This is a genomic window from [Clostridium] scindens ATCC 35704 (assembly GCF_004295125.1).
GTDB lineage: Bacteria > Bacillota > Clostridia > Lachnospirales > Lachnospiraceae > Clostridium_AP > Clostridium_AP scindens.
Window position 1 is genome coordinate 1,549,106 of the sequence record NZ_CP036170.1, and the last position, 22,328, is coordinate 1,571,433.

Consider the following 22,328-nt stretch of genomic DNA (forward strand, 5'->3'; position numbering starts at 1 on the left):
ATTATTTATGGACGGAATTATGATTCCTTCTTTTGATGGAACGAAACTGTTCCTGAAGAAAGAAGCAGCGGCAGATGCCAGTGCCATATGCGTGATCGTGCATGGACTTTGCGAGCATCAGGGAAGATATGATTATCTGGCAGACCTGTTCCATACGTCGGGAATCGGGACCTACCGTTTCGACCACAGAGGACATGGAAGGTCAGAAGGGGAGGAGTCCTATTACGGCAATTACAATGAGATGCTGGATGATGTAAACGTGATCGTAGATAAGGCAATTGAGGAGAATCCGGGACTTCCGGTATTCCTTCTGGGACATAGCATGGGAGGCTTTGCCGTATCTTTGTATGGCGCCAAATATCCGGATAAAGCGTTAAAAGGCATTGTAACCAGCGGAGCATTGACATTTGATAATGCAGGATTGATCACGGGGGTGCCCAAAGGTCTTGATCCGCATCAGAAACTGCCGAATGAACTGGGCGGGGGCGTGTGCTCAGTTGCGGAAATCGTGGACTGGTATGGCAAGGATCCATACAATAAGAAGACCTTTACTACCGGATTGTGTTATGCGATCTGCGATGGACTGGAGTGGTTCCGGGAGGCAGGCAAGGAATTTGCCTATCCTGTACTGATGATGCACGGGGAGGCAGATGGCCTGGTGGCGGTTCAGGACACCTACGATTTCTTTCAGATGGCAGCATCCAAAGACCGCCAGATGAAGATATATGGGGGCCTGTTCCATGAGATCTTTAATGAGTATTGCAGGGACGAAGTTATCAGGGATGCTATCAGTTGGATTAGAAACCGTATATAAAGCATAATGATTGTATAAGCGAGGGATTCCCGGGGAGCGTCACATCTTTCCGGGATTTTCATTAGACGGTCGGCGGAAGATGCTGATTACCAGAAAAGATTAATCGAGGAATATAACATTGAGTAAAAAAACTGCGGAAAAACTTCTGAAACAATATTTTGGCTATGATGGATTCCGGGAAGGGCAGGAACAGTTGATCGAGGCTGTCCTTTCCGGCAGGGATGTTCTGGGTATTATGCCTACCGGTGCCGGAAAATCTATGTGCTTCCAGATACCGGCTCTGATGATGGAAGGAATTACCTTGGTGATTTCTCCATTGATCTCTTTGATGAAGGATCAGGTAGGAGCCCTGAATCAGGCGGGCATTCATGCGGCATTTTTAAACAGTTCTCTTAGCGTGGGGCAGTATGCAAAGGCCTTGGCGTATGCCCGGGAGGGGCGGTACAAGATTATCTATGTGGCGCCGGAGAGACTGGAGACGCAAGGGTTTCTGGATTTTGTGATGTCGGAAGGCATTAAGATTTCTTTCCTTGCGGTAGATGAGGCTCACTGCGTCTCCCAATGGGGACAGGATTTCAGGCCTAGTTACTTAAAGATTCTGGATTTTCTGAAGAAACTGCCTTACCGTCCGGTGATAGGAGCCTATACGGCAACGGCTACCACGGGCGTGCGGGATGATATTATGGACATTTTGCAGTTGCAGGACCCTTCTGTGATTACGACGGGATTTGACAGAGAGAATCTCTACTTTGCTGTCAGGAAGCCGGTAGATAAGTATAAGGAACTGGTGAGCTATATTCGCAGGAAAGAAAAAGAGATGCCTGGAAGCAGCGGAATCGTCTATTGTCTGACCAGGAAGAATGTGGAGGATGTCTGCTACAATCTGAGAAAAGAAGGATTTTCAGTTACGAGATATCATGCGGGCCTAAGCGATATGGAACGCAAGGAAAATCAGGATGATTTTATTTACGATCGCCGACAGATCATGGTAGCGACCAATGCGTTCGGAATGGGGATTGACAAGTCGGATGTCCGATTCGTCATCCACTATAACATGCCGAAGAATATGGAGAGTTATTATCAGGAAGCCGGGCGTGCGGGGAGAGATGGAGAGCCGTCGGACTGCATTCTGTATTATGAGCCTATGGATGTGCGTACGAACCGATTCTTTATCGAAAATAATGAGGACAATGAAGCGCTGGATGAGATAACGCGCAGGCTCGTAAAAGAACGGGATGAAGAACGGCTTCGCCAGATGACCTTCTATTGCTTTACGACTGGCTGCCTGCGCAATTACATACTGGATTATTTTGGAGAGGCAAGTCCTGGATATTGTGGAAACTGCTTGAATTGCATAACCCAGTTTGAGGACGTGGATATCGCCAGAGAGGCCGCGTCCATTCTCAGATGCATAAAGGCGAATCATATGAACTATGGAGTTACGGTTATCATAGATATCGTGCGGGGAGCAGGCAATCAGAAGATACTTTCAAGAGGCCTTGACAGGAATCCGGAGTATGGGAGCCTGAAGGAGGTTACGGTGCCGAGACTTCGCCAAATAATCCAGGAGTTATTGTTCCGGGGGTATCTGGAATTATCAAATGACAATTATCCGGTGCTGAAAGCAGCAGATGCAGCAGAGCAGTTGCAGCAGGAAAAAGTGCCTCTGCTTATGAAACTGGCGAAAGAAAGAGAGCCGGAAAGATCCGCCGGAAGAGGGAAAGTAAGACGCAAGAAGGCCGGGGCGGCTGCATCCCTGGAGGAAAAGGATTTGGAACTTTTCGAGGCGCTGCGCGCATTGCGAAAGGAGATTGCGGCGGAGGAGAAAGTGCCGCCATACATGGTATTTTCCGATAAAACACTGGCGCTCATGAGTGCCGCCAAGCCAGAGAATTCGAGCGAGATTCTTACGATCAGCGGTGTAGGCGATTATAAGATGGAGAAGTATGGGGCGAGATTTTTAGAAGTAATAGCCCGGAGGATATAAGTTATGGATTTACAATATGCAAGGGAAACGTTTGAACGCTATCTGGAACAATATGATCAAAGTGACGATAAAATAAGGCTTAAGATCGTCCATACTTATGGCGTGGTAGATGCCAGCCGCCAGATCACGGAGCGGATGGGACTTAGCCCGGAGGATATAGACTTAGCCCAGTTGATCGGCCTGCTTCATGATATTGGAAGATTTGAGCAGTTAAGGATATTCGACAGTTTTGAGCCGGATACCATGAATCATGCAAGGTTTGGCGTTCGAATCCTGTTTGAAGAGGGGCTGATCCGGAGATTTGTAAGAGAAGATAAATGGGATGACATTATTCGAACTGCTATTATAAAGCACAGTGATTTTAAACTGGGAGGAATCGAAGACAGCCACAAACTGTTACACGCCAGAATCATTCGGGACGCGGACAAGTTGGATAACTGCCGAGTAAAATTGGAGGATGCTATAGAGACCATGCTGCAAGTAACGGCCAAAGAGGTAGGAAAGAGCGCGATCAGTCCCGAGGTTATGGAGCAGTTCCGGAGGAAGGAGTCCATACGCTCACTGACGAGAAAGACGAAGATGGATTATTGGGTATCCTACCTGGCATATTTTTTTGATATAAACTATCAGGTTACTTTTGATATAATTGAGGAAAACAATTATATAGAGAGATTAATTGCGAGGATTCCTTATTCGAATCCGGAGACTGCAGAACAGATGTTGGAGATAAAAGAAGGATTAAAGCAATATGTAAGCGCTGCCAGATGCAGCAAACATTCCAATTATTTATGAAAATATAGGAGGAGAGCAGGCACAGATCCTGGTGGTGGAAAGTACGCCTGGTAAAGGCTCACGAAAGTCTAAGACATTTTTAAGAAAGTGTTTATAGAATTCCAAGATTTCCCGGCGTATAATAACTACCATACACATGAGGAGGTTTTTTTGTATGTGGCGGAAGTCAAGAAATGCAGTACAGGCAGAGGAAGAAGTATACGGTCATGAATATGAGACACCCAGAAGGCCGACTACCCGTTATCAGCCGGATTACAGAGAGGGGCTTACCAGCCAGCAGGTAAGGGAGCATACGCAGGATGGATGGACAAATGTGGCGGTAGATCCTCCATCTCAGACGACCAGGGAGATCATTCATGAAAATGTATTTACCTATTTCAACCTGATTTTTACGGTGCTGGCAGTACTTCTGTGTCTGGTGGGGTCGTTTAGGAACCTTACTTTTCTGCCGGTCATCATTATTAATACGCTGATTGGGATCATTCAGGAGATTCGGGCTAAAAATACATTGGAGAAACTGAGCATGTTGAATGCGCCCCGCGCCAATGTCGTGCGGGATGGCAAGACGTTAAACGTGGATTCGGAGGAACTGGTTTTGGATGATATCGTCCTGTTTAAAGCAGGGAACCAGATCTGTGCGGATGCCATCGTAGTAGACGGGGAGGTTCGGGTCAATGAATCCCTGCTGACCGGAGAGTCGGACGAGATTACCAAGAAGCAGGGCGACCATCTGATGTCCGGCAGTTTCGTAGTTGCAGGCCAGTGCTTTGCCAGGCTGGAATCTGTGGGAGAGGATTCCTATATCTCCAAACTGACGCTGGAAGCCAAGGCAATGCAAAAAGGCGAGCAGTCAGAGATGATCCGTTCGCTGGACAAGCTGGTCAAGTTTGTCGGCATTGCTTTGATACCGATAGGGATCGTGCTTTTCGTGCAAGGATTCTTTTTTAATGGCGAAGGATTTCGCAATAGCGTCACATCCATGGTTGCGGCAGTCATTGGCATGATTCCCGAGGGACTCTATCTGCTGGCCAGCGTAGCCCTGGCGGTAAGCGCAATGCGGCTTGCGCATAAAAAGGTGCTCCTCCATGATATGAAGAGTATCGAGACCCTTGCCAGGGTGGATGTATTGTGCGTAGACAAGACGGGCACCATCACAGAGAATTCTATGAGTGTAAACAAACTGGTGCCTACAGAAGAATATGACAAGGAAAATATGCCGGAGTTATCCAAACTGGTGGGCGATTTTGTAAAGGCCATGAGCAGCGACAACAGCACCATGGAAGCCATGAAGGAATATTTCAAGGAAGGCACTGGCGCAGTGCCGGCCAAGGTGGCGCCATTTACATCCGCTGCGAAGTATAGCGGAGTTGCTTTTGAAGAGAAGGCATACGTCCTTGGAGCGCCCGAGTTCGTGCTGCGGGAGGATTATGATACCTATCGCACGGAGATTCTTACCTATGCCAAGAGAGGCTACCGGGTGCTGGTATTTGGAAGTTATGCCGGTGTTTTGGATGGAAAGAAATTGACAGAGAAGGTCACGCCTCTTGGCTATGTGCTTCTTTCCAACCCAATCCGCAAGGAGGCCCCGGAGACCTTCCAATATTTCGCTGAGCAAGGCGTGGAGGTCAAGGTTATTTCCGGGGATAATCCGCTAACCGTATCTGAAGTAGCCAAAGAAGCGGGGATCAAGAATGCGGAAGAGTATGTAGATGCGGCAACTCTTGAGACGGAAGAGGATGTAAAGAATGCAATCGCAAAGTATACGGTATTCGGCCGTGTGACTCCGGGACAGAAGCGGCAGTTCGTGCAGGCTTTAAAAGAGCAGGGAAAGACGGTTGCCATGACCGGAGACGGGGTGAACGACGTATTAGCCCTGAAGGATGCGGACTGCAGCGTGGCCATGGCATCGGGAAGCGATGCGGCCGTCCAGGCGTCTCAGGTAGTGCTTCTGGAGTCGGATTTTGCATGCATGCCATCCGTGGTGCTGGAAGGAAGAAGGGTGGTCAACAACATCCAGCGTTCTGCCAGCCTGTTCCTGGTGAAGAATATTTTTTCCTTCCTGCTGTCCTTATTCTCAGTGGCATTTATGATCACTTATCCGCTGGAGCCTTCGCAGATATCGCTGATCAGCATGTTTACGATCGGCATACCGGCGTTCTTCCTGGCGCTGCAGCCGAATAAGGAAGTCATCAAAGGACATTTTCTTACCAATGTATTTTTAAAAGCGCTGCCTGCAGGGCTAACGGATGTGCTGGCGGTTGGGGCGCTGGTCGTATTCGGACAGACCTTCGGGGTGGGCGCCAAGGACATTTCCACGGCAGCCACCATGCTTCTTGCCATCGTGGGATTCATGATCTTGTACAAAATATGCCAGCCGCTGAATACGATCCGTGTTATAGTTTGGGCAGGCTCTATTATTGGCCTTCTGGCATGCAGCATATTCCTTCCGGATTTATTTGCGATTACAGGGATGTCCAGCAAATGCATCATGCTGTTCATCGTATTCTCCATCGCCACGGAACCGGTTCTTAGATATCTGACGCTGCTGGTTGGCGGATTGAAAGGCTTGCATAAGAAGGTCTTTCACAAAGCGTGATAGAAGGCGGGTATGTCGCAAGGAGGCGGATACCAGCCCTACGTGGTTCCGGACAGATGCAGGCTGTGGATGGATCTGAAAAGGCAGCGCCTAGTGCTGTCCATACCATCCGTTCTTTCTTAAAGGAGCATCCGGAGATAGAAGAAGTCCAGATGGTATGTTTTGATGAGATTACAAAAAAATATTATGAAAACGCGCTAGATGGATAAGAGGTTTCCATCCAGATCTTTCCACAGGAACTCGCCGTCATAGGTCATATAGCCGCAGGCGGAGTTTTCTTTTGGAATGGAGATAGAGCCGGGATTCATATAAGTATAAGTTCCCATATTCCGATTGGCCGGTACGTGGGTATGACCATTGAGCAGAATGTCCCCTTCCTTCAGCATCGGAAGGCTTTGGGGATTAAAGTGGTGGCCATGGGACGCAAAAATGCTACACCCGTTAAGTTCAAGAAAGCAATAGTCCGCCAGGATAGGAAACTCCAGGACCATCTGGTCAACTTCCGTATCGCAGTTTCCTCTGACGCACAGGATTTCCTGCTTCATGGGATTCAAAAGGCTGATCACTTCCTTAGGATTATATTCCTTTGGCAAGTCGTTCCTGGGGCCATGGTAGAGGATGTCGCCGAGCAGAAGCAGCCGGTCAGCCTGCTCGCGTTCATAGGCAGCCAGCATTTTCCGGCAATAATAGGCAGAACCGTGAATATCAGATGCAATCATTAATTTCATATATATTTACCTCGCTTTATACGGATTATGAGGGAATTGTAGCATAAAATTGGTGCAGAGTAAAATTCATTTTTCATACGTTCAGGGTTATGTTATACTGGTAACGGAGGTGAACTATGCTGATTTCCCTTACCATAATAGCAATCGTAATCGGATGGAATTTTTAAGATACCGTTTGACGACTTTGAGTTCGTGGAGCAGGTATGTACAGTTGCCTTGATATTTATCATGTTTTATGGAGGATTCGGAACGAATTGGAAGGAAGCAAAGCCTGTCGCCCACTGTTGCCATCATAAAACTTGGCGGCCAGACATTTGTACCGGTGGGAGATACCAGGATACTGGAAGGCGATATGCTTTTAACCATTGAAGATATGCCGCGAAAGGAGAGGGGAAGATGGACCAAAAGATTGAAATCTGTTATGCAATAGAAGATGATGTCCCGGATATTATGTCTATAATGGATATAGCCTGCCAATTAGCCAGGGATGCGTCCTGGTATAGCGCGGATGATGAAAACTATGTCAGAAAGCATCTTCATGAGAACGGGTTTATATTGAAGGCAAAGGCAGATGGCTGCCTGGCTGGATTTCTCATCGTCCGCTTTCCCAAAGACGCAGGTGATAACTTGGGCAGTTACGTACGCCTTACGAAAGAGCAGAGGCAGTATGTGGCACACATGGAGTCCGTTGCAGTAAGCCCGGATTACCGGGGAAATAAACTGCAGAGATGCCTGATGGCAGAAGGAGAAAAGAATCTTAAGGATACGCAGTACAAGTATCTTATGGGAACAGCGCACCCGGAAAACATTTATAGCGTGAATAATTTTCTTCAGCTGGACTATGAGATAGTAGCCGAAGATAATAAGTATGGCGGCCGGCCCGGATATGTGTTCTTCAAGAAGATAGAAAAATAAGAAAAGCGCTGTTACTCAAGGTACAGCGCTTTTAATGTATCAGCCAGGGATTCAGAAAGTCCGATCCTGTCTTTTAGAAATTGCCGGATGCTGCCGGAGGTTTCTTCCATAATCTGAAAGACTCTCTTTATGTAATTTTTCTTGACGCCCATACAGATTCGAAGGCTTTCAATTTGACCGGGATCGGTAATGGCTGCGGACAGTCTTTTGAGTATCAGTTCTACCTCATCTTTTAGAAAGGCAGCGGTCATCATATAATCATCAATAATAGTATCCATATCTACATCCAGGGTATACAGCAGCATGGCAGTCCCCATGCCTACGCGGTCCTTTCCTGCGCTGCAGTGCCACAGCGTGGCCCCTTCTTCCTGCCCGGCTAGAATACGGAAAAACTGTGCATACTGCTTCAGGGAATAATCGCTGGTGATGATATCTTCATATAATTTCTGCATATAGAATGACGGGTCTACGCCATTCTCCTTCATAGCCAGCGTGGCTTCCTCCAAAGTCATTTTTTCGGATGCCTCATCGTGGGTTATGCCGGCAGTCATAGTCTGCAGGATGGGATTGCTGATGTGCGTAGCGCCTTCTATATGAGGATCAGGCTTCTCAGCCTGTTCATCCAAAGTCCGAAAGTCTACGATGGACTTTAAGCCGTATTCATCTGAGAGCACCTTTTTGTCGTTCTCCGTCATGTGGTAGAGCTGCCCGCTGCGTATCAGCCGCCGTGGACGGACGCGGTATCCGTCCATGGTCTCTATTCCTCCCAGGTCCCTGGTATTAAAAAGACCCTCAAGTGGGATTCGTTGTATAGGATTCATAATAAGCCTGCCTTTCCAAATGATATTTCTAATTATTACGTTACTTTTCAGTATAGCATATTTCATGCTATAATGGACAAATGAATATCTTAAGAGACAAAAGAGGAGATGTTATGGGGAAATATATTCGCAAAATTATGGTTGCGCTGCTGTATGTAGCCACCTTTGGCATAAGCGTGGCAATCTTTGTCAGCAATTATCTGTGCAAATTCATGCTGGGATCAAGAAAGCATTTGAGAAAGGCGAAAGAAAAGGATCTGCTGACCCGGAAACAGGAACAGAACCGGCTCTTCATGAGCGCCAATGGAATAGACGCGTACATAACCAGCTGGGATGGCCTGGAACTTCACGCTCTGGAGATTCCGGCAAAGGAAGAGAGCCATAAGTATGTCATTATCTGCCATGGCTACAAGAGCAATGCGCTTAATATGGGAGGCGATGCGATCCGCTTCCGGGAGGCGGGCTACCATATCCTGGCGCCGGATGCCAGGGGGCTTGGCGAGAGCGAGGGAAACTACATCGGAATGGGCTGGCCCGAACGCCGGGACGTAGTGGACTGGGCAAGACGGATCATTCAGGAAGATGGACAGGCGAGGATCCTGCTGTTCGGCCTTTCCATGGGAGCGGCAACCGTCATGATGGCGGCTGGAGAGGAAGACCTTCCGAATCAGGTCAAGGCAGTCGTAGAAGACTGCGGCTATACTTCCGTATGGGAAGAATTCCAGGTGCAGATCCGTAAGATGTGCCATCTTCCGGCATTTCCATTCCTCTATATAGCATCGGCGATCATGAAGAGAAGGGCCGGCTATGATTTTAAGGAGGCCAGCGCCCTTGCGCAGGTGGCAAGATCAAAGGTCCCGATCCTGTTCATTCACGGAAGCGAGGATCTGTTTGTTCCCTATGAGATGCACGGGCGTCTATTTGAGGCTGCAAGGTGCGAGAAGGAAAGGTTTGTCGTTGGCGGCGCCGCCCATGGGGAGGCCAGTATTATCGACGAAGACAGATATTGGGAGCGCGTGATAAGTTTTGCGGACAAATATACGTCATAGATGGGAGAATATGTTATACTGGATATATAAAAATAATTAAGGGGGTATTCTTATGACAGAAGAATTGATTAGAGAAGTTAAGCATATCCAAAAATGCCTTGTAAACAAGGAAATGACGGGTGAGGAATGGGAAGAGAAGATGGCGGCTGTCAATAAGCTGGAAGAAGTATCGGACTATCTGAAGGATGCCCTTGGACGGGGAATTGAGTTTTAAAAAGGAATTTGAACAGGATGATTGATGGAAGTGTAATTGAAGGAATTGTATTTGACATGGATGGACTGCTGTTCGATTCGGAGCGTATCGTTCAGCGGTCCTGGGAGGATGCCGGGAACGAGCTTGGCATCCGGCATATGGGAAGCCATATCTACCATACGCTGGGGATGAATGTGGTAGGAAGGAATGAGTACTTCCTGCGGGTATTCGGGCCTGATTTTCCCGCGGAAGAGTTTGCTGGCAGGACGAGAGTCCGATTCCGGGAGATTGTAGAGGAAGAAGGCCTTCCAATCAAGCCGGGCGTATTGGAACTTCTGGAATATGGGAAGAGCAGAGGCTATAAGATGTCTGTGGCTACGTCATCCAGAAGCGGCTATGCTATACATAATCTGGAAGAAGCAGGGATATACAGGTATTTTGACGGGGCCATATTCGGAGATATGGTACACCTGGCAAAGCCCGACCCTGAGATATACTTAAAGGCATGCGAGGCCATTAAGACAAGGCCGGAGTGCAGCATTGCCCTTGAGGATGCCCCGGCGGGAATCCGCTCCGCGTATGCGGCCGGCATGATTCCTGTTATGATTCCGGATCTGGTGGAGCCGGATGAAGAGATCAAAGCATTGGTCCACAGGCAGTTTAAAACTTTGCATGAGGTGATTGGACTTCTGGAACAGATGGACATTGGAAAATAGCAGGAATGACAGGCATTTTGCCTTTCATTCCTGCTATTTAATAAACCTGGCTTTTTATTCTTCTACAATGAATACTTCTTTCCCCATTCCGCAGATCGGGCATACCCAGTCGTCCGGAATATCTTCGAATGGTGTACCCGGGGCGATTCCGCCGTCCGGATCTCCGATTTCAGGATCATATACATATCCACATGGTTCGCATAAATATTTCTGCATGACTTCTTACCTCCAATTATTTTTAGTTATTGTCTTTTTTCCATAATCCGTGAAGATTACAGTATTCATATGCCGCAACAAACTCGTCCCCTTCCGGAAGAATGAATACAGCCTTGGGATCCATACCCGGCGCAAGTTTTCTGTACTGCGCGCCAAGCTTAGTCTCGATATAGATGCCTGTAATGTAATGCTCATCCAGCATAGGGTGAGTCACGGAGCCGACCGACACCTCCACTACATTATCTTTTATGGTAACGACAGGAACGTGTTTTTCCTGTGCGGCATCCGTTGTGTTCGCCTTGATTTCCTCAAGTGACGGAACAGAAGCGCTCTCGCTAAGAGAGATCAGCTCCTGGAATATATTATGTGAGTTCTGGTCTTTATAGAATCTGCCCATAAAAAAGCCTCCTTCATGTTTTCTATTAGTTTTTGCTGTTTCTGTTAATAGAATACATCAAAAAGGAGGCTATTTCTGTGACTTGGTTACAAAACTATCCGTTTTTTAAAATTTTACCGGGATTCCCATCTGCCGGAGGCGCCGCATGGAAGCACCAGCCCGGAGCGTGTCACCGGAAGTCCGATCTCCTGCGAATCTACATTCCCGTCATAGTTCTTTAGTTCCGTGGCCAGCATGTAGGTGAGCACGGCAGGCGCAAGGCCCGTAGTATAGGAGTTGACCAGAAAAAACAGAGGCTGGTCGGACAGGATCTGCGTGCAAAGTCTGATCAGAGGATGGATGGCATCCTCGATCTTCCAGATCTCGCCTTTGGGACCCCTTCCGTAGGAAGGCGGATCCATAATGATGGCATCGTAATGGTTCCCCCTTCTGATTTCCCGCTCCACGAATTTGACACAGTCATCCACCAGCCACCGGATCGGCTTGTCGGACAGGCCGGAAGAAGCCGCATTTTCCTTGGCCCAGTTTACCATGCCTTTGGATGCGTCTACATGGGTGACGCTGGCGCCGGCCCCTGCTGCTGCCAATGTAGCGCCTCCGGTATAGGCAAAGAGATTTAAGACCTTTATCGGGCGACCGGCCTTTCGAATCTTTTCTGAAAACCAGTCCCAGTTTGCAGCCTGTTCCGGGAAAAGACCGGTGTGCTTGAAACTAAAAGGCTTCAGATTAAAGGTTAAGTCTTTATAATGAATCTGCCATTGTTCTGGGAGGCTTATGAATTCCCATTCTCCGCCGCCCCTTTTGCTGCGGTGATAGTGCCCGTTCCTATGCTTCCATCCACGGTCATTTCTGGGAGTGTCCCAGATGACCTGGGGATCCGGTCGGACAAGGATGTATCCGCCCCAGCGCTCCAGTTTCTCTCCCTTGCTGCAATCTATCACTTCATAATCTTTCCATTGATCTGCAATCCACATGATTATCTATTCTCTCCTGTTTCTGACATTATAATCCACAATCACTTAGGATTATAGCATGAAGGAATGAAAAAGAAAAGAAGAGGGTTTTGGAACTTTACATAGATTTAACATTGAGCGGATTTCAGATTTTACATTCATCCTTTATGATAGCAATTGTGAAGAAGATATTTGATTGATAAAGGAGAGAAATGACTATGAGATTGAAAAAGTTTATCGCAGTATTGGCAATTGTAGGTATGGCAGCGGGACTTGCCGTCGGCTGTGGAAAATCAGATGCTGGTGATGGAAATGATAAAAAGGCAGAAGCATCTGAATGGGATGCTTCCAGGGATATCACCATTGTATCCAGGGAAGATGGATCTGGGACAAGAGGGGCATTTACCGAATTGTTCGGGATTGAAGATGAGATAGACGGCGAGAAAGTGGATATGACTACGCAGGAGGCCCAGATTACCAATAGTACTTCTGTAATGATGACAACCGTTGCAGGAGATGATTATGCGATCGGCTATGTATCCCTTGGCTCGCTTAATGATAGCGTGAAGGCCATGAAGATTGACGGGGCAGAGGCAACCGCTGAGAATATTAAGAGCGGCACGTATAAGGTGTCCAGGCCGTTCAATATTGCAACCAAGGAAGGGGCAGATAATGCGGTGGCTGAGGATTTCATCAACTTCATCCTAAGCGAGGAAGGACAGAAAGTAGTAGCGGACAATGGATACATTTCTTTAGATGAAGCAAAACCATATGAAGGAAGTGCGCCGGAGGGAAAAGCGGTCGTTGGAGGCTCGTCTTCTGTTTCACCCGTGATGGAGAAGCTTATCGAGGCGTATAAAGCGGTGAACGACAAGGCAGAAATCGAACTTCAGACTACCGATTCTACCACCGGCATGACATCCGCTATTGACGGAAGTTATGACATTGGCATGGCATCCAGAGAATTGAAGGATACAGAGACGTCCGAAGGCCTGGTTCCCCAGGTGATTGCGACGGATGGAATTGCAGTCATCGTAAATAAGAACAACACGACAGATGAACTGAGCAGCGATCAGGTAAAATCCATTTACACCGGAGAGACGCTTACATGGGATGAGGTAGTAAAATAAAATGAAATCAAAAGCATGGACTGAAAAATTCATGCGGGGAGTGTTCTTCATTGCCGCCTGTACTTCGGTACTGGCGGTAGCTCTCATTTGCTTATTCCTTTTTGCGAATGGCATCCCCGCAATGAAAGAAATTGGATTTGGCAAGTTCCTGACCGGCCAGATGTGGAGGCCCAAGAACCAGATATTTGGAATCTTTCCGATGATTATAGGAAGCTTGTATGTCACTGCGGGGGCCATACTCTTCGGAGTGCCGGTGGGAATCCTGACCTCCGTATTCATGGCTCATTATTGTCCAAAGAAGATCTACAGGCCGCTCAAAGCGGCGACGGAACTGCTGGCAGGCATTCCATCGGTTGTATATGGGTTCTTCGGCCTGGTCGTGCTGGTGCCATGGATCAGGGAGATGGGCCGGGGGCTTGGCTTCGGAGGAAACGGGAGCAGCATCCTTACGGCATCTCTTCTGCTTGGCATGATGATCCTTCCGACGATTATCGGCGTGACAGAGTCGGCAATCCGTGCGGTGCCTGCCCAGTACTATGAAGGAGCCGTGGCTTTAGGCGCCACCCACGAGAGGGCGATCTTCCGGGTGATCCTGCCGGCGGCCAAGTCCGGCGTCGTAGCGGGGATCGTGCTTGGCATCGGCCGGGCGATCGGCGAGACGATGGCAGTCATCATGGTGGCAGGAAACCAGGCCAGGATGCCGGCTGGCATCTTCCGCGGAATCCGGACTCTGACAGCCAATATTGTGATAGAAATGGGATATGCCACAGACCTGCACAGGGAAGCGCTGATTGCAACAGGCGTAGTTCTCTTTGTGTTCATCCTGCTGATTAACTTCAGCGTAGCACTTCTAAACAGGAGGGGAAGCCATGAGTAGTAGCCAGGAAAGATTCAAGCAGAGACTTAAGTCGTACGCCAGGACGCCGGGATCATTCATCGTAATGCTTCTGGTCGTACTGTCTGCGGTTCTGACTTTTACCGTACTGATATTTCTGATCGTCTATATTTTGATTCACGGGATTCCGTATATCAAGCCATCTTTATTTTCTCTGACCTATACGTCGGAAAACGCGTCGCTGATGCCGGCACTGATCAATACCATTGCCATGACGTTTTTGTCTCTGGTGATCGCAGTGCCTTTTGGCATATTTTCCGCCATTTTCCTGGTGGAATATGCCGGACGGGGCAACAGATTTATTGAAATCATACGTCTGACTACGGAGACCCTATCAGGCATCCCGTCCATCGTCTATGGATTGTTTGGCATGCTGTTCTTTGTGACTGCATGCGGATGGGGATTCTCGATGCTGGCTGGCGCATTTACCCTGTCTATCATGATCCTGCCGCTGATCATGCGAACCACGGAGGAGGCCCTTAAGTCGGTGCCGGATTCCTTCCGGGAGGGAAGTTTTGGCCTGGGCGCGGGAAAACTGCGGACGGTGTTTCGAATCGTTCTTCCATCCGCGGTGCCAGGCATTCTCGCCGGGATAATCCTGGCGGTGGGAAGGATTGTGGGAGAGACGGCAGCCCTGATCTACACGGCGGGTACGGTGGCCGATGTGCCAAACGGCGTCATGGGATCGGGCCGGACTCTGGCCGTACATATGTATAATCTGGCGAGCGAAGGACTGTACATGGATCAGGCGTATGCCACAGCGGTCATACTGCTGCTTCTGGTAGTGGGAATCAACACTTTGTCCGGCGTTGTGGCCAGAAGATTAACGAAAGCGTAGAGAGGAAGAATCATGGGGAAAATTAGTATTAAGAATCTGGATTTATATTATGATGATTTCAAGGCGTTAAAAGATGTGAATCTGGAAATAGAAACGAATAAAATCACAGCGTTTATCGGGCCTTCAGGATGTGGAAAGTCTACCCTTTTAAAGTCCATCAACCGCATGAATGATCTGGTGGAAGGATGCAGGATAGAAGGGGATATTCTTTTGGATGGGCAGGATATATTTAAGGAGATTGATGTAAACCTGTTAAGGAAGCGGGTGGGCATGGTGTTTCAGAAGCCCAATCCATTTCCGATGAGCATCTATGACAATATCGCTTATGGGCCAAGGACCCATGGAATCCGTTCCAAGTCCCGGCTGGATGATATTGTGGAGAAATCCTTAAGAGACGCGGCAATCTGGGAAGAATGCAAGGACCGGCTTAAGAAAAGCGCCCTTGGAATGTCAGGCGGGCAGCAGCAGAGGCTGTGCATAGCCAGAGCTCTGGCCGTGCAGCCGGAAGTCCTTTTGATGGATGAGCCCACGTCTGCTCTGGATCCCATATCTACATCGAAGATTGAAGACCTTGCGATGGAATTGAAAAAAGATTATACTATTATAATGGTAACGCATAATATGCAGCAGGCGGTCCGCGTGTCCGACAATACGGCTTTCTTTTTGCTTGGCGAGGTTGTGGAGTACAATGATACGGAGAAACTTTTTTCCATACCATCAGATAAGCGTACGGAAGACTATATTACAGGGAGGTTCGGTTAGGATGCGGAATAAGTTTGATATGCAGTTAGAGCGCCTCAATGAGCAGCTGACTTATATGGGAGAATTGTGCGAGATTGCCATTAACAAGGCGACCAAGGCGCTTCAAAATGGAGACATGGAGCAGGCAAAGGCGGTTCGGGAGGCGGATGATGAGATTGACCAGATGGAAAAGGACATTGAACGTCTGTGCCTGAAACTGCTGCTTCAGCAGCAGCCGGTGGCAAGAGATCTGCGGCAGATATCCGCGGCGCTTAAGATGATTACGGATATGGAGCGGATCGGGGACCAGGCGTCTGATATCGCTGAGATCATTATCTCTGCCAGGATGACGGAGGCGATGGACATCTCGAGAATTGGGCAGATGTCGGAGGCAGCGGCAAAGATGGTACGTGACAGCGTCACGGCCTATGTAAAGAAGGATCTGGAACTATCCAGAGAAGTGATGGCTTCCGATGACATCGTGGATGAGATGTTTGAAGAAAATAAGAGAGAACTTGTCAGTTTTATTGCGGAAAATAAGGGCGGATATGGGGAGCGGGCGATCGACTTGATCATGGTTGCCAAATATCTGGAAAGAATCGCCGATCATGCCACCAATATTGCTGAGTGGGTGGAATTCTCCATCACTGGAGTACACAAGGGAATGGAAACAATGAAGCTAAAGGAGAATTAGCATGATATTTTGCGTGGAAGATGACAGCAACATACGCGAACTGGTCGTATATACACTGGAAAGCACCGGGCTTAAGGCGCGGGGATTTGAGGAGGGAAGTTCCTTTCTGGAAGCGCTGGCGCTGGAAACGCCGGATCTTGTCCTGCTCGACATCATGCTTCCGGGAGAAGACGGCATGGAACTGCTGAAAAAACTGAAGGCCTCGCCTAAGACGAGGGATATTCCGGTCATCATGGTTACCGCCAAAGGCGCGGAATATGATAAGGTCATGGGACTTGACACCGGGGCGGACGACTATGTGACTAAGCCATTCGGAATGATGGAACTGGTATCCAGAATCAAGGCCGTCCTAAGGCGAAGCGCCAGAGAAGGAGTCCGGAAGGAAGACTCCATCGTGATTGGCGAGATAGAGATGAATCTGAAAAAGCATGAGGTGACGGCAGCAGGGGAAGTCATAAGCCTGACGCTCAAGGAGTATGAGCTCCTGAAGCGTCTTATGAAGAATTCCAACATTGTGCTGACCAGAGACCAGCTGCTGGAAGATATCTGGGGCTATGACTTTGACGGAGAGACCAGAACCGTGGATGTGCATGTCAGGACTCTGCGCCAGAAGTTAGGGAGCGCGGGGGAGCGGATTGAGACGGTCCGCGGCGTTGGATATCGGATGAGAGAATAACTTGCTTGAAGGGACAGGAATCAGTAATGAGAAGAAAGATACAGCGAAGCATGATACTGGTAATCACCACCACCTTGCTGATTACCTATGCGATCACCACATTCGTGGTGTATCGCCAGACGATCAGCCTTATGGAAGATGAGATCCGCCAGGAGGCTGACTATATCTGCGCAGCCGTCGGAATCTCCGGCGAGGCATACCTGAAAGAGATGGACGCGGTGCGAAAGAACACCAGGGTTACCATGATAGACAGGCAGGGCAAGGTGACCTATGATTCCAAAGAAGACGAAGTGACTTTGGAAAACCATAAAAGCAGGCCGGAGGTCAAAGAAGCGCTTAGTACCGGAAGCGGCCAGGATATCCGCAAGTCCGATACCCTGGGACAGGAGATGTTCTATTATGCTCAGAGGCTTGCGGACGGCAACGTCTTAAGAGTTTCTAAAACGGTTGATACGGCATTCTTTACGGCAATAAGAATCCTGCCGGCAATGGGCGTGATAGCCGTGATGATGCTTTTAATCGCATGGATTCTGGCAAGATGGCAGGTAGCAAGACTGATCCGGCCGATTAATGAACTGGATCTTGATAACCCGATGGAAAATGATGTGTATGAAGAATTGACGCCACTGCTTATGAGCATAGACAGACAGAACAAGGAAAAAGACGCGATCGCCAATATGAGAAAGGAATTCTCGGCCAACGTTTCCCACGAATTAAAGACTCCGCTGACCTCCATATCAGGCTATGCGGAGATTATGAAGGACGGCCTGGTAAAGCCGGAGGATATGAAGAAGTTCTCAGAGCGTATTTATAATGAAGCCAGCAGGCTCATTACCCTGGTAGAGGATATCATTAAACTGTCCCGGCTGGATGAAGGAAAGGTAGAACTGGAAAAAGAGGAAGTGGATCTCTATCAGCTTGCAAGGGAGGTATGCAGCCGGCTGGCTCCCCAGGCGAATGCAAGAGACATCCGTATAGAGGTTACCGGGGAATCCGTGGTTTACCGGGGAATCCGTCAGATCTTGGATGAGATGGTATATAATATCTGCGAGAATGCAATCAAGTATAATAAGGACGGCGGTACCTTAAGTGTCTGGGTAGGCAGCACGCTGAAAGGAAAGAAGATAATCGTGACAGACACCGGCATTGGGATTCCGGCGGATCAGCAGGAAAGAATCTTTGAGCGGTTCTACAGGGTGGACAAGAGCCACTCCAAAGAAAGCGGGGGAACCGGCCTTGGCCTGTCTATCGTAAAGCACGGGGCGATGATCCATGACGCGGATATCCGGGTGGAAAGCGAAGTGGGAAAAGGCACCAGAATGGAACTTACATTCTGATGCCTGCAATAAATGCAATGGCTTTTATGATGTTCTCCTTCAACTGCCGATCATCCAGCTGTACCCGATCGGTATCGTGCAGTCCCTGATGGCAGCGGGTCTTTTGATTGAAGGAGGCCTTAAGCCGCTGCAGATTATCTCTATAGCGGCAGCGTTCCCATTTATATTTATCATGCTCTTTGCCTGCGTATCTCTGGTAAAAGCGCTGAAGACAGAGGATGTATCATAAGAAATAGTCTGGAAAGTGGCGTCTTGACGTGTCAAGGCGCCACTTTCATTTATGCTCTGTTCATCTTATAATTTAAGCAGCGAGGTGTGAGCATGGAAGGAATCTTGAATTGTACGATACCCGGAATCAAAATATGCATATTGTGGAGGCAGATTGCAGGAAGCGCTCTGCTTGCAGCGGTATTGGCATGCCTGTATATCTTTGCATGGTTCCAGAGCACGGCATATGACAGCCTGCCGCAAGGACGGTCTGCCAGTCCCGTGATGAACGGACAGACGGGTAGAGTCGTAAGCGGGATGTTTCCGGAAATTGCATTGGGAATTACAAAACAAACGGTAGTGCTGTCTCTTGATGAGAGGAAAGAAGAGGCGAGAATATTCCCGGAAGTGAATCAGAAAAAGAAAGAGGACCTGAATGTTCAGGTTATGACATCTTCGGACTCCCATCCGGCGGAGACGCCGTTGATAGTTGTCTGCCTATATGGAAACGGAGGAATGCCAGAGAAGACCATATATTCCTGCGAAAGTACTAATATAGAAGTAGATGCTTTTCAAAGACCCAGAAGGCTTGGCAAAGAATTTACCGGCTGGTATCTGGACCCGGCATGTACCATGCCCTTTACAGGTGTGGAAGGAACCCCGGTGAATTTGGCGTTATATGCAGGATGGAAGGAATTCGACGGCTTTGTGTCCGATGAGAACGGACGGATCATTGGATGTACAAGCCCATCGGTTGCCACTGACGGCATCCTGACATTTCCAAGAAGCATGGATTGTACAGGAATTGAAAGGAATTCCCTGGGAGGGCTGGAAGAAGAGGTGATTGAGGTCTACATTCCTTCCAACATCACCTATATTGCGCCGGGAGCCTTTGATCACCTCCATCTCCTGATGTTCATCGAGGTGGCTGAGGATAATCCGGCTTATTACAGCGAGGATGGAATTCTGTATGCGGCAGATGGAGAGATCATCGCATATCCTGGCGGAAGGTAGGCTTTTGCCTGTTGCAAAGAATCCTGGGAAATATTATAATCTAGGAAAATGGCATTTTTGTATGATGATGCATAAGTATAAATGGAGTGTGGACATGGGGAAGATATTACTGCTGGAAGATGATGAAAGCCTGAATCGGGGAATAAGCCTGAAACTTAAAAAAGAAGGGTACGAAGTTTTAAGCGCCACCGGAGTGGCGGAGGCGAAGGAGATGTTCCGGGAAAATGAGGTAGACCTGATCATCAGCGATATTTCCATGGAAGATGGGAATGGGCTGGAATTTGGACAAAGCGTTCGCAAGGTCAGTGATGTATACCTGATCTTCCTTACAGCGCTGGATCAGGAAGTCGATATTGTAAATGGATATGATGCGGGGGCAGACGACTACATTACCAAGCCTTTCAGCCTGATGGTGCTGATATCCAAGGTCAATGCGCTGATGCGCAGGATTGAAAGTACGCACGAAGAGGGAAATGTGCTGACATCCGGAAGCATGCAAGTGTGGTGCAAGGAGATGAAAGTATTTCAGAAGGAACAGGAACTTTCTCTTAGCAAGAAGGAGATTCAACTGCTGCTTTATTTTCTGGAGCATCCGAAGCAGATTATCTCGAAGGAGCAGATATTAGAATCGGTATGGGATATGGACGGGCAGTTTGTAGATGACAATACGGTGCCTGTAACCATCAGCAGGCTGAAAAAGAAACTTGCGACAGAAGAAGACTATGAATATATCAAGAATATAAGGGGGATTGGCTACCTGTGGACGACAGAAGTATTGAAAAAATGATAAAGAGCCGGGAACAGGGATATATCTGGCTGGAGCAGGAGTTGAAGATGAAACTTGGCATAAGTACTGCATTCATTGCAGTATTTTTCTTTGTAATACGCTGCCTTGAACAGAATTTCCGTTATTGGCTGCCCTTTCTTGTGGGCGCGCTTGTAACGAACGGTATATGGAATTATTTTTTGTATAAGCGGGAATACGGCAATTACCTGTCCATCAGTCGATATCTGAATGCGTTTGAGGAAGGAGATTATGATTTTCATACAGAAGAAGATTATATGAAAAGTGGGATTCATTCCCAGATTACAGAGCATCTGGAACGGCTCGGAAGCGCATTTGGAACACTTCGGAACCGCCTGGTGGAGGAGAAGGAGAATACAAAGGCGCTAATCACAGATATTTCCCATCAGCTGAAGACGCCGATTGCCGCCCTTGGCTTGAGTTTTGAACTGGTGAAGGATGAAGATATCACAGCGGCGGAGAAGATGGAATTCCTGGAGCGCGCAGAGCAGGAAGTGGGGAAATTAAACTATCTTCTGGGGACGCTTTTGAACCTGTCAAGGCTGGAGGCAGACATGATAAGGCTTGAGCCTAAAGAGGCCAGCCTTAAGGAAACGCTGGTCCGGGCAGTCAATGGCATCTTTATCAAAGCAAATGAAAAAAAAATAGAGATAGAAATGGAAGGTTTTAAGGATGTGAGCCTACAGCATGATCCAAGATGGACAGCGGAAGCATTTGCCAATGTTATGGATAACGCTGTAAAGTATTCGCCGGAAAAATCTAGAATACAGATACGTGTTGAACGGGAGGTATCCTATGTACTGATCGAGATCGAGGATGAAGGAATCGGAATACCAAAAGAAGAATATTCCAATATATTCAAGCGATTCTACCGCGGCAAGTCTCCAGAAGTGGAGGCCATGGAGGGGGCAGGCGTCGGCCTGTATCTGGTACGCGAGATCATGGAAGCGCAGGGAGGCAGCGTGCGCGCCCTCCCTTCCCACAGGGGAGGAACCATATTCCAGATGATGCTGCCGAAAAAGAAGTATTCTCTAGAATAACAAAACTGTTATTTTATCTGATATGTTCCTGTAAGACTCCTTTGGTAGGATAGATACAGACAAAGAAAGAATGCCCGGTCGGGTGTTAAGAAAGGGGTTCAATTATGAGAGCAATATTAGAGACTGGAGATCTGGTAAAATATTATGGAGATGGAGACAACTTGGTTAAGGCCATCGACCATACAGATATATCCGTGGAGCGTGGAGAATTCGTCGCGGTGGTGGGCCGCTCAGGCTCAGGCAAGAGCACGCTGCTTCATATGCTGGGGGGACTTGACCGTCCCGACAGCGGCAAGGTATTCATTGAAGGAAGGGATATATTCGGGCTGAAGGATGAGCAGCTGGCCATATTCAGGAGAAGAAAGATCGGATTCATCTTTCAGGATTATAATCTGATGCCTGCATTGAATGTATGGGAAAACATTGTGCTTCCGATTGGATTGGACGGAAAAAGAGTGAATAAGGATTATGTGATGGGCATTGTAAAGAGCATTGGCATGGAGGACCGTCTGACTGCCACTCCAAGCATGCTGTCAGGCGGGCAGAAGCAGCGCGTAGCGATCGCAAGGGCAATCGCCTCAAGGCCGGCGATCATTCTTGCGGATGAGCCTACTGGCAATCTGGACTCCAAGACAGAGATGGAAGTCATCTCAATCCTCAAGAACTGCGTTTCCAAGTATGGGCAGACCCTGGTCATGATTACCCACGACGAGACCATTGCCCAGATGGCAGACCGCATTATCATTATTGAAGATGGTAAGGTGGTGAAATAAA

The 22,328-nt window shown here is 48.2% G+C and carries 25 protein-coding genes and 2 pseudogenes; 22 read left to right on the top strand and 5 right to left on the bottom strand.

What is annotated here, in order from left to right; all coding sequences use genetic code 11:
* Window positions 1-7: 7 nt before the first annotated feature.
* The 5 genes from HDCHBGLK_RS07925 (at window position 8) to HDCHBGLK_RS07945 (ending at window position 6,398) form a co-directional block, all read left to right on the top strand.
* On the top strand, window positions 8-814 hold the full coding sequence (locus HDCHBGLK_RS07925; protein ID WP_004608601.1) for an alpha/beta hydrolase: 807 nt from the start codon (window positions 8-10) through the stop codon (window positions 812-814).
* Between the two features lie 118 nt (window positions 815-932).
* Window positions 933-2,801, top strand: coding sequence for a DNA helicase RecQ (gene recQ, locus HDCHBGLK_RS07930; RefSeq protein ID WP_004608600.1), 1,869 nt, complete (start codon window positions 933-935; stop codon window positions 2,799-2,801).
* Window positions 2,802-2,804: 3 nt separating this feature from the next.
* On the top strand, window positions 2,805-3,593 hold the full coding sequence (locus tag HDCHBGLK_RS07935) for an HD domain-containing protein (RefSeq protein WP_004608599.1): 789 nt from the start codon (window positions 2,805-2,807) through the stop codon (window positions 3,591-3,593).
* A gap of 154 nt (window positions 3,594-3,747) precedes the next feature.
* Entirely contained in the window at window positions 3,748-6,189 is a 2,442-nt protein-coding gene (locus tag HDCHBGLK_RS07940) for a cation-translocating P-type ATPase (RefSeq protein ID WP_004608597.1), read from the top strand.
* A complete protein-coding gene (locus HDCHBGLK_RS07945; RefSeq protein ID WP_004608596.1) occupies window positions 6,186-6,398 on the top strand; it encodes a macro domain-containing protein in 213 nt (70 codons plus the stop codon). The genes HDCHBGLK_RS07940 and HDCHBGLK_RS07945 overlap by 4 nt, the downstream gene beginning before the upstream one ends.
* Here the strand turns inward: HDCHBGLK_RS07945 and yfcE are convergent.
* Window positions 6,387-6,917, bottom strand: a complete 531-nt coding sequence (gene yfcE, locus HDCHBGLK_RS07950; RefSeq protein WP_004608595.1) for a phosphodiesterase — start codon at window positions 6,915-6,917, stop codon at window positions 6,387-6,389. The genes HDCHBGLK_RS07945 and yfcE overlap by 12 nt on opposite strands.
* 150 nt (window positions 6,918-7,067) lie before the next feature.
* Between yfcE and HDCHBGLK_RS19980 the strand changes: the two are divergent.
* A pseudogene (locus tag HDCHBGLK_RS19980) lies at window positions 7,068-7,196 on the top strand (cation:proton antiporter); the annotation flags it as partial.
* A gap of 117 nt (window positions 7,197-7,313) precedes the next feature.
* On the top strand, window positions 7,314-7,832 hold the full coding sequence (locus HDCHBGLK_RS07965) for a GNAT family N-acetyltransferase (protein ID WP_004608593.1): 519 nt from the start codon (window positions 7,314-7,316) through the stop codon (window positions 7,830-7,832).
* 11 nt (window positions 7,833-7,843) lie between these two features.
* On the opposite strand, the gene HDCHBGLK_RS07970 is transcribed toward HDCHBGLK_RS07965, so the two are convergent.
* Window positions 7,844-8,653, bottom strand: coding sequence for a tyrosine-protein phosphatase (locus tag HDCHBGLK_RS07970; protein ID WP_039910106.1), 810 nt, complete (start codon window positions 8,651-8,653; stop codon window positions 7,844-7,846).
* Window positions 8,654-8,766: 113 nt separating this feature from the next.
* On the opposite strand from HDCHBGLK_RS07970, the gene HDCHBGLK_RS07975 reads away from it, so the two are divergent.
* From HDCHBGLK_RS07975 to HDCHBGLK_RS07980, 3 genes are read left to right on the top strand one after another with little or no spacing between them, the layout of a single operon-like run.
* The gene (locus tag HDCHBGLK_RS07975) at window positions 8,767-9,702 is read left to right on the top strand and encodes an alpha/beta hydrolase (protein WP_130574574.1); all 936 of its coding nucleotides are present in this window, start codon (window positions 8,767-8,769) and stop codon (window positions 9,700-9,702) included.
* A gap of 52 nt (window positions 9,703-9,754) precedes the next feature.
* The gene (locus HDCHBGLK_RS18945; protein ID WP_004608590.1) at window positions 9,755-9,916 is read left to right on the top strand and encodes a hypothetical protein; all 162 of its coding nucleotides are present in this window, start codon (window positions 9,755-9,757) and stop codon (window positions 9,914-9,916) included.
* A 17-nt stretch (window positions 9,917-9,933) separates the two neighbouring features.
* On the top strand, window positions 9,934-10,611 hold the full coding sequence (locus HDCHBGLK_RS07980) for an HAD family hydrolase (protein WP_004608589.1): 678 nt from the start codon (window positions 9,934-9,936) through the stop codon (window positions 10,609-10,611).
* Between the two features lie 54 nt (window positions 10,612-10,665).
* Here the strand turns inward: HDCHBGLK_RS07980 and rd are convergent, their stop codons facing one another.
* From rd to HDCHBGLK_RS07995, 3 genes are all read right to left on the bottom strand, one after another.
* On the bottom strand, window positions 10,666-10,827 hold the full coding sequence (gene rd, locus HDCHBGLK_RS07985; protein ID WP_004608588.1) for a rubredoxin: 162 nt from the start codon (window positions 10,825-10,827) through the stop codon (window positions 10,666-10,668).
* 22 nt (window positions 10,828-10,849) lie between these two features.
* Window positions 10,850-11,224 carry a desulfoferrodoxin family protein gene (locus HDCHBGLK_RS07990; RefSeq protein ID WP_004608587.1) on the bottom strand — a complete coding sequence of 125 codons (375 nt, stop codon included), beginning with the start codon at window positions 11,222-11,224 and terminating at the stop codon, window positions 10,850-10,852.
* Between the two features lie 113 nt (window positions 11,225-11,337).
* Window positions 11,338-12,198 carry a class I SAM-dependent methyltransferase gene (locus HDCHBGLK_RS07995; protein WP_004608586.1) on the bottom strand — a complete coding sequence of 287 codons (861 nt, stop codon included), beginning with the start codon at window positions 12,196-12,198 and terminating at the stop codon, window positions 11,338-11,340.
* Window positions 12,199-12,395: 197 nt separating this feature from the next.
* On the opposite strand from HDCHBGLK_RS07995, the gene HDCHBGLK_RS08000 reads away from it, so the two are divergent.
* The 12 genes and pseudogenes from HDCHBGLK_RS08000 to HDCHBGLK_RS08055 all read left to right on the top strand — a co-directional run bounded on the left by HDCHBGLK_RS08000 (window position 12,396) and on the right by HDCHBGLK_RS08055 (window position 22,327).
* Window positions 12,396-13,307 carry a substrate-binding domain-containing protein gene (locus tag HDCHBGLK_RS08000; RefSeq protein WP_009249089.1) on the top strand — a complete coding sequence of 304 codons (912 nt, stop codon included), beginning with the start codon at window positions 12,396-12,398 and terminating at the stop codon, window positions 13,305-13,307.
* A gap of 1 nt (window position 13,308) precedes the next feature.
* Window positions 13,309-14,184 carry a phosphate ABC transporter permease subunit PstC gene (pstC, locus tag HDCHBGLK_RS08005; protein ID WP_004608584.1) on the top strand — a complete coding sequence of 292 codons (876 nt, stop codon included), beginning with the start codon at window positions 13,309-13,311 and terminating at the stop codon, window positions 14,182-14,184.
* Entirely contained in the window at window positions 14,177-15,040 is an 864-nt protein-coding gene (pstA, locus tag HDCHBGLK_RS08010; RefSeq protein WP_004608583.1) for a phosphate ABC transporter permease PstA, read from the top strand. Before pstC ends, pstA begins: the two co-directional genes overlap by 8 nt.
* A gap of 12 nt (window positions 15,041-15,052) precedes the next feature.
* Window positions 15,053-15,802 (top strand): phosphate ABC transporter ATP-binding protein PstB, encoded by a 750-nt coding sequence (gene pstB / locus HDCHBGLK_RS08015; RefSeq protein WP_004608582.1) that lies wholly within the window; start codon window positions 15,053-15,055, stop codon window positions 15,800-15,802.
* A gap of 1 nt (window position 15,803) precedes the next feature.
* The gene (gene phoU / locus HDCHBGLK_RS08020; RefSeq protein WP_004608581.1) at window positions 15,804-16,475 is read left to right on the top strand and encodes a phosphate signaling complex protein PhoU; all 672 of its coding nucleotides are present in this window, start codon (window positions 15,804-15,806) and stop codon (window positions 16,473-16,475) included.
* A gap of 1 nt (window position 16,476) precedes the next feature.
* Entirely contained in the window at window positions 16,477-17,151 is a 675-nt protein-coding gene (locus tag HDCHBGLK_RS08025; RefSeq protein WP_004608580.1) for a response regulator, read from the top strand.
* A 26-nt stretch (window positions 17,152-17,177) separates the two neighbouring features.
* A complete protein-coding gene (locus HDCHBGLK_RS08030) occupies window positions 17,178-18,488 on the top strand; it encodes a sensor histidine kinase (RefSeq protein WP_004608579.1) in 1,311 nt (436 codons plus the stop codon).
* Between the two features lie 70 nt (window positions 18,489-18,558).
* Window positions 18,559-18,717 (top strand): annotated as a pseudogene (locus tag HDCHBGLK_RS19985) (BCCT family transporter); the annotation flags it as partial.
* Window positions 18,718-18,809: 92 nt separating this feature from the next.
* Window positions 18,810-19,709 (top strand): hypothetical protein, encoded by a 900-nt coding sequence (locus HDCHBGLK_RS08040; RefSeq protein WP_004608577.1) that lies wholly within the window; start codon window positions 18,810-18,812, stop codon window positions 19,707-19,709.
* Between the two features lie 94 nt (window positions 19,710-19,803).
* Window positions 19,804-20,496 (top strand): response regulator transcription factor, encoded by a 693-nt coding sequence (locus tag HDCHBGLK_RS08045; protein WP_009249088.1) that lies wholly within the window; start codon window positions 19,804-19,806, stop codon window positions 20,494-20,496.
* Complete coding sequence (locus HDCHBGLK_RS08050) at window positions 20,469-21,554, top strand: sensor histidine kinase (protein ID WP_233440747.1); 1,086 nt, start codon at window positions 20,469-20,471, stop codon at window positions 21,552-21,554. Before HDCHBGLK_RS08045 ends, HDCHBGLK_RS08050 begins: the two co-directional genes overlap by 28 nt.
* A 104-nt stretch (window positions 21,555-21,658) precedes the next feature.
* Window positions 21,659-22,327, top strand: coding sequence for an ABC transporter ATP-binding protein (locus HDCHBGLK_RS08055; protein WP_004608574.1), 669 nt, complete (start codon window positions 21,659-21,661; stop codon window positions 22,325-22,327).
* Window position 22,328 lies beyond the last annotated feature (1 nt).

Coding starts and splice junctions, on each gene's coding strand:
- HDCHBGLK_RS07925 (WP_004608601.1), top strand. CDS start 8: ATGGACGGAATTATGATTCCTTCTTTTGATGGAACGAAACTGTTCCTG.
- HDCHBGLK_RS07935 (WP_004608599.1), top strand. CDS start 2,805: ATGGATTTACAATATGCAAGGGAAACGTTTGAACGCTATCTGGAACAA.
- HDCHBGLK_RS07940 (WP_004608597.1), top strand. CDS start 3,748: ATGTGGCGGAAGTCAAGAAATGCAGTACAGGCAGAGGAAGAAGTATAC.
- yfcE (WP_004608595.1), bottom strand. CDS start 6,917: ATGAAATTAATGATTGCATCTGATATTCACGGTTCTGCCTATTATTGC.
- HDCHBGLK_RS07965 (WP_004608593.1), top strand. CDS start 7,314: ATGGACCAAAAGATTGAAATCTGTTATGCAATAGAAGATGATGTCCCG.
- HDCHBGLK_RS07970 (WP_039910106.1), bottom strand. CDS start 8,653: ATGAATCCTATACAACGAATCCCACTTGAGGGTCTTTTTAATACCAGG.
- HDCHBGLK_RS07975 (WP_130574574.1), top strand. CDS start 8,767: ATGGGGAAATATATTCGCAAAATTATGGTTGCGCTGCTGTATGTAGCC.
- HDCHBGLK_RS18945 (WP_004608590.1), top strand. CDS start 9,755: ATGACAGAAGAATTGATTAGAGAAGTTAAGCATATCCAAAAATGCCTT.
- HDCHBGLK_RS07980 (WP_004608589.1), top strand. CDS start 9,934: ATGATTGATGGAAGTGTAATTGAAGGAATTGTATTTGACATGGATGGA.
- rd (WP_004608588.1), bottom strand. CDS start 10,827: ATGCAGAAATATTTATGCGAACCATGTGGATATGTATATGATCCTGAA.
- HDCHBGLK_RS07990 (WP_004608587.1), bottom strand. CDS start 11,224: ATGGGCAGATTCTATAAAGACCAGAACTCACATAATATATTCCAGGAG.
- HDCHBGLK_RS07995 (WP_004608586.1), bottom strand. CDS start 12,198: ATGTGGATTGCAGATCAATGGAAAGATTATGAAGTGATAGATTGCAGC.
- HDCHBGLK_RS08000 (WP_009249089.1), top strand. CDS start 12,396: ATGAGATTGAAAAAGTTTATCGCAGTATTGGCAATTGTAGGTATGGCA.
- pstC (WP_004608584.1), top strand. CDS start 13,309: ATGAAATCAAAAGCATGGACTGAAAAATTCATGCGGGGAGTGTTCTTC.
- pstA (WP_004608583.1), top strand. CDS start 14,177: ATGAGTAGTAGCCAGGAAAGATTCAAGCAGAGACTTAAGTCGTACGCC.
- pstB (WP_004608582.1), top strand. CDS start 15,053: ATGGGGAAAATTAGTATTAAGAATCTGGATTTATATTATGATGATTTC.
- phoU (WP_004608581.1), top strand. CDS start 15,804: ATGCGGAATAAGTTTGATATGCAGTTAGAGCGCCTCAATGAGCAGCTG.
- HDCHBGLK_RS08025 (WP_004608580.1), top strand. CDS start 16,477: ATGATATTTTGCGTGGAAGATGACAGCAACATACGCGAACTGGTCGTA.
- HDCHBGLK_RS08030 (WP_004608579.1), top strand. CDS start 17,178: ATGAGAAGAAAGATACAGCGAAGCATGATACTGGTAATCACCACCACC.
- HDCHBGLK_RS08040 (WP_004608577.1), top strand. CDS start 18,810: ATGGAAGGAATCTTGAATTGTACGATACCCGGAATCAAAATATGCATA.
- HDCHBGLK_RS08045 (WP_009249088.1), top strand. CDS start 19,804: ATGGGGAAGATATTACTGCTGGAAGATGATGAAAGCCTGAATCGGGGA.
- HDCHBGLK_RS08055 (WP_004608574.1), top strand. CDS start 21,659: ATGAGAGCAATATTAGAGACTGGAGATCTGGTAAAATATTATGGAGAT.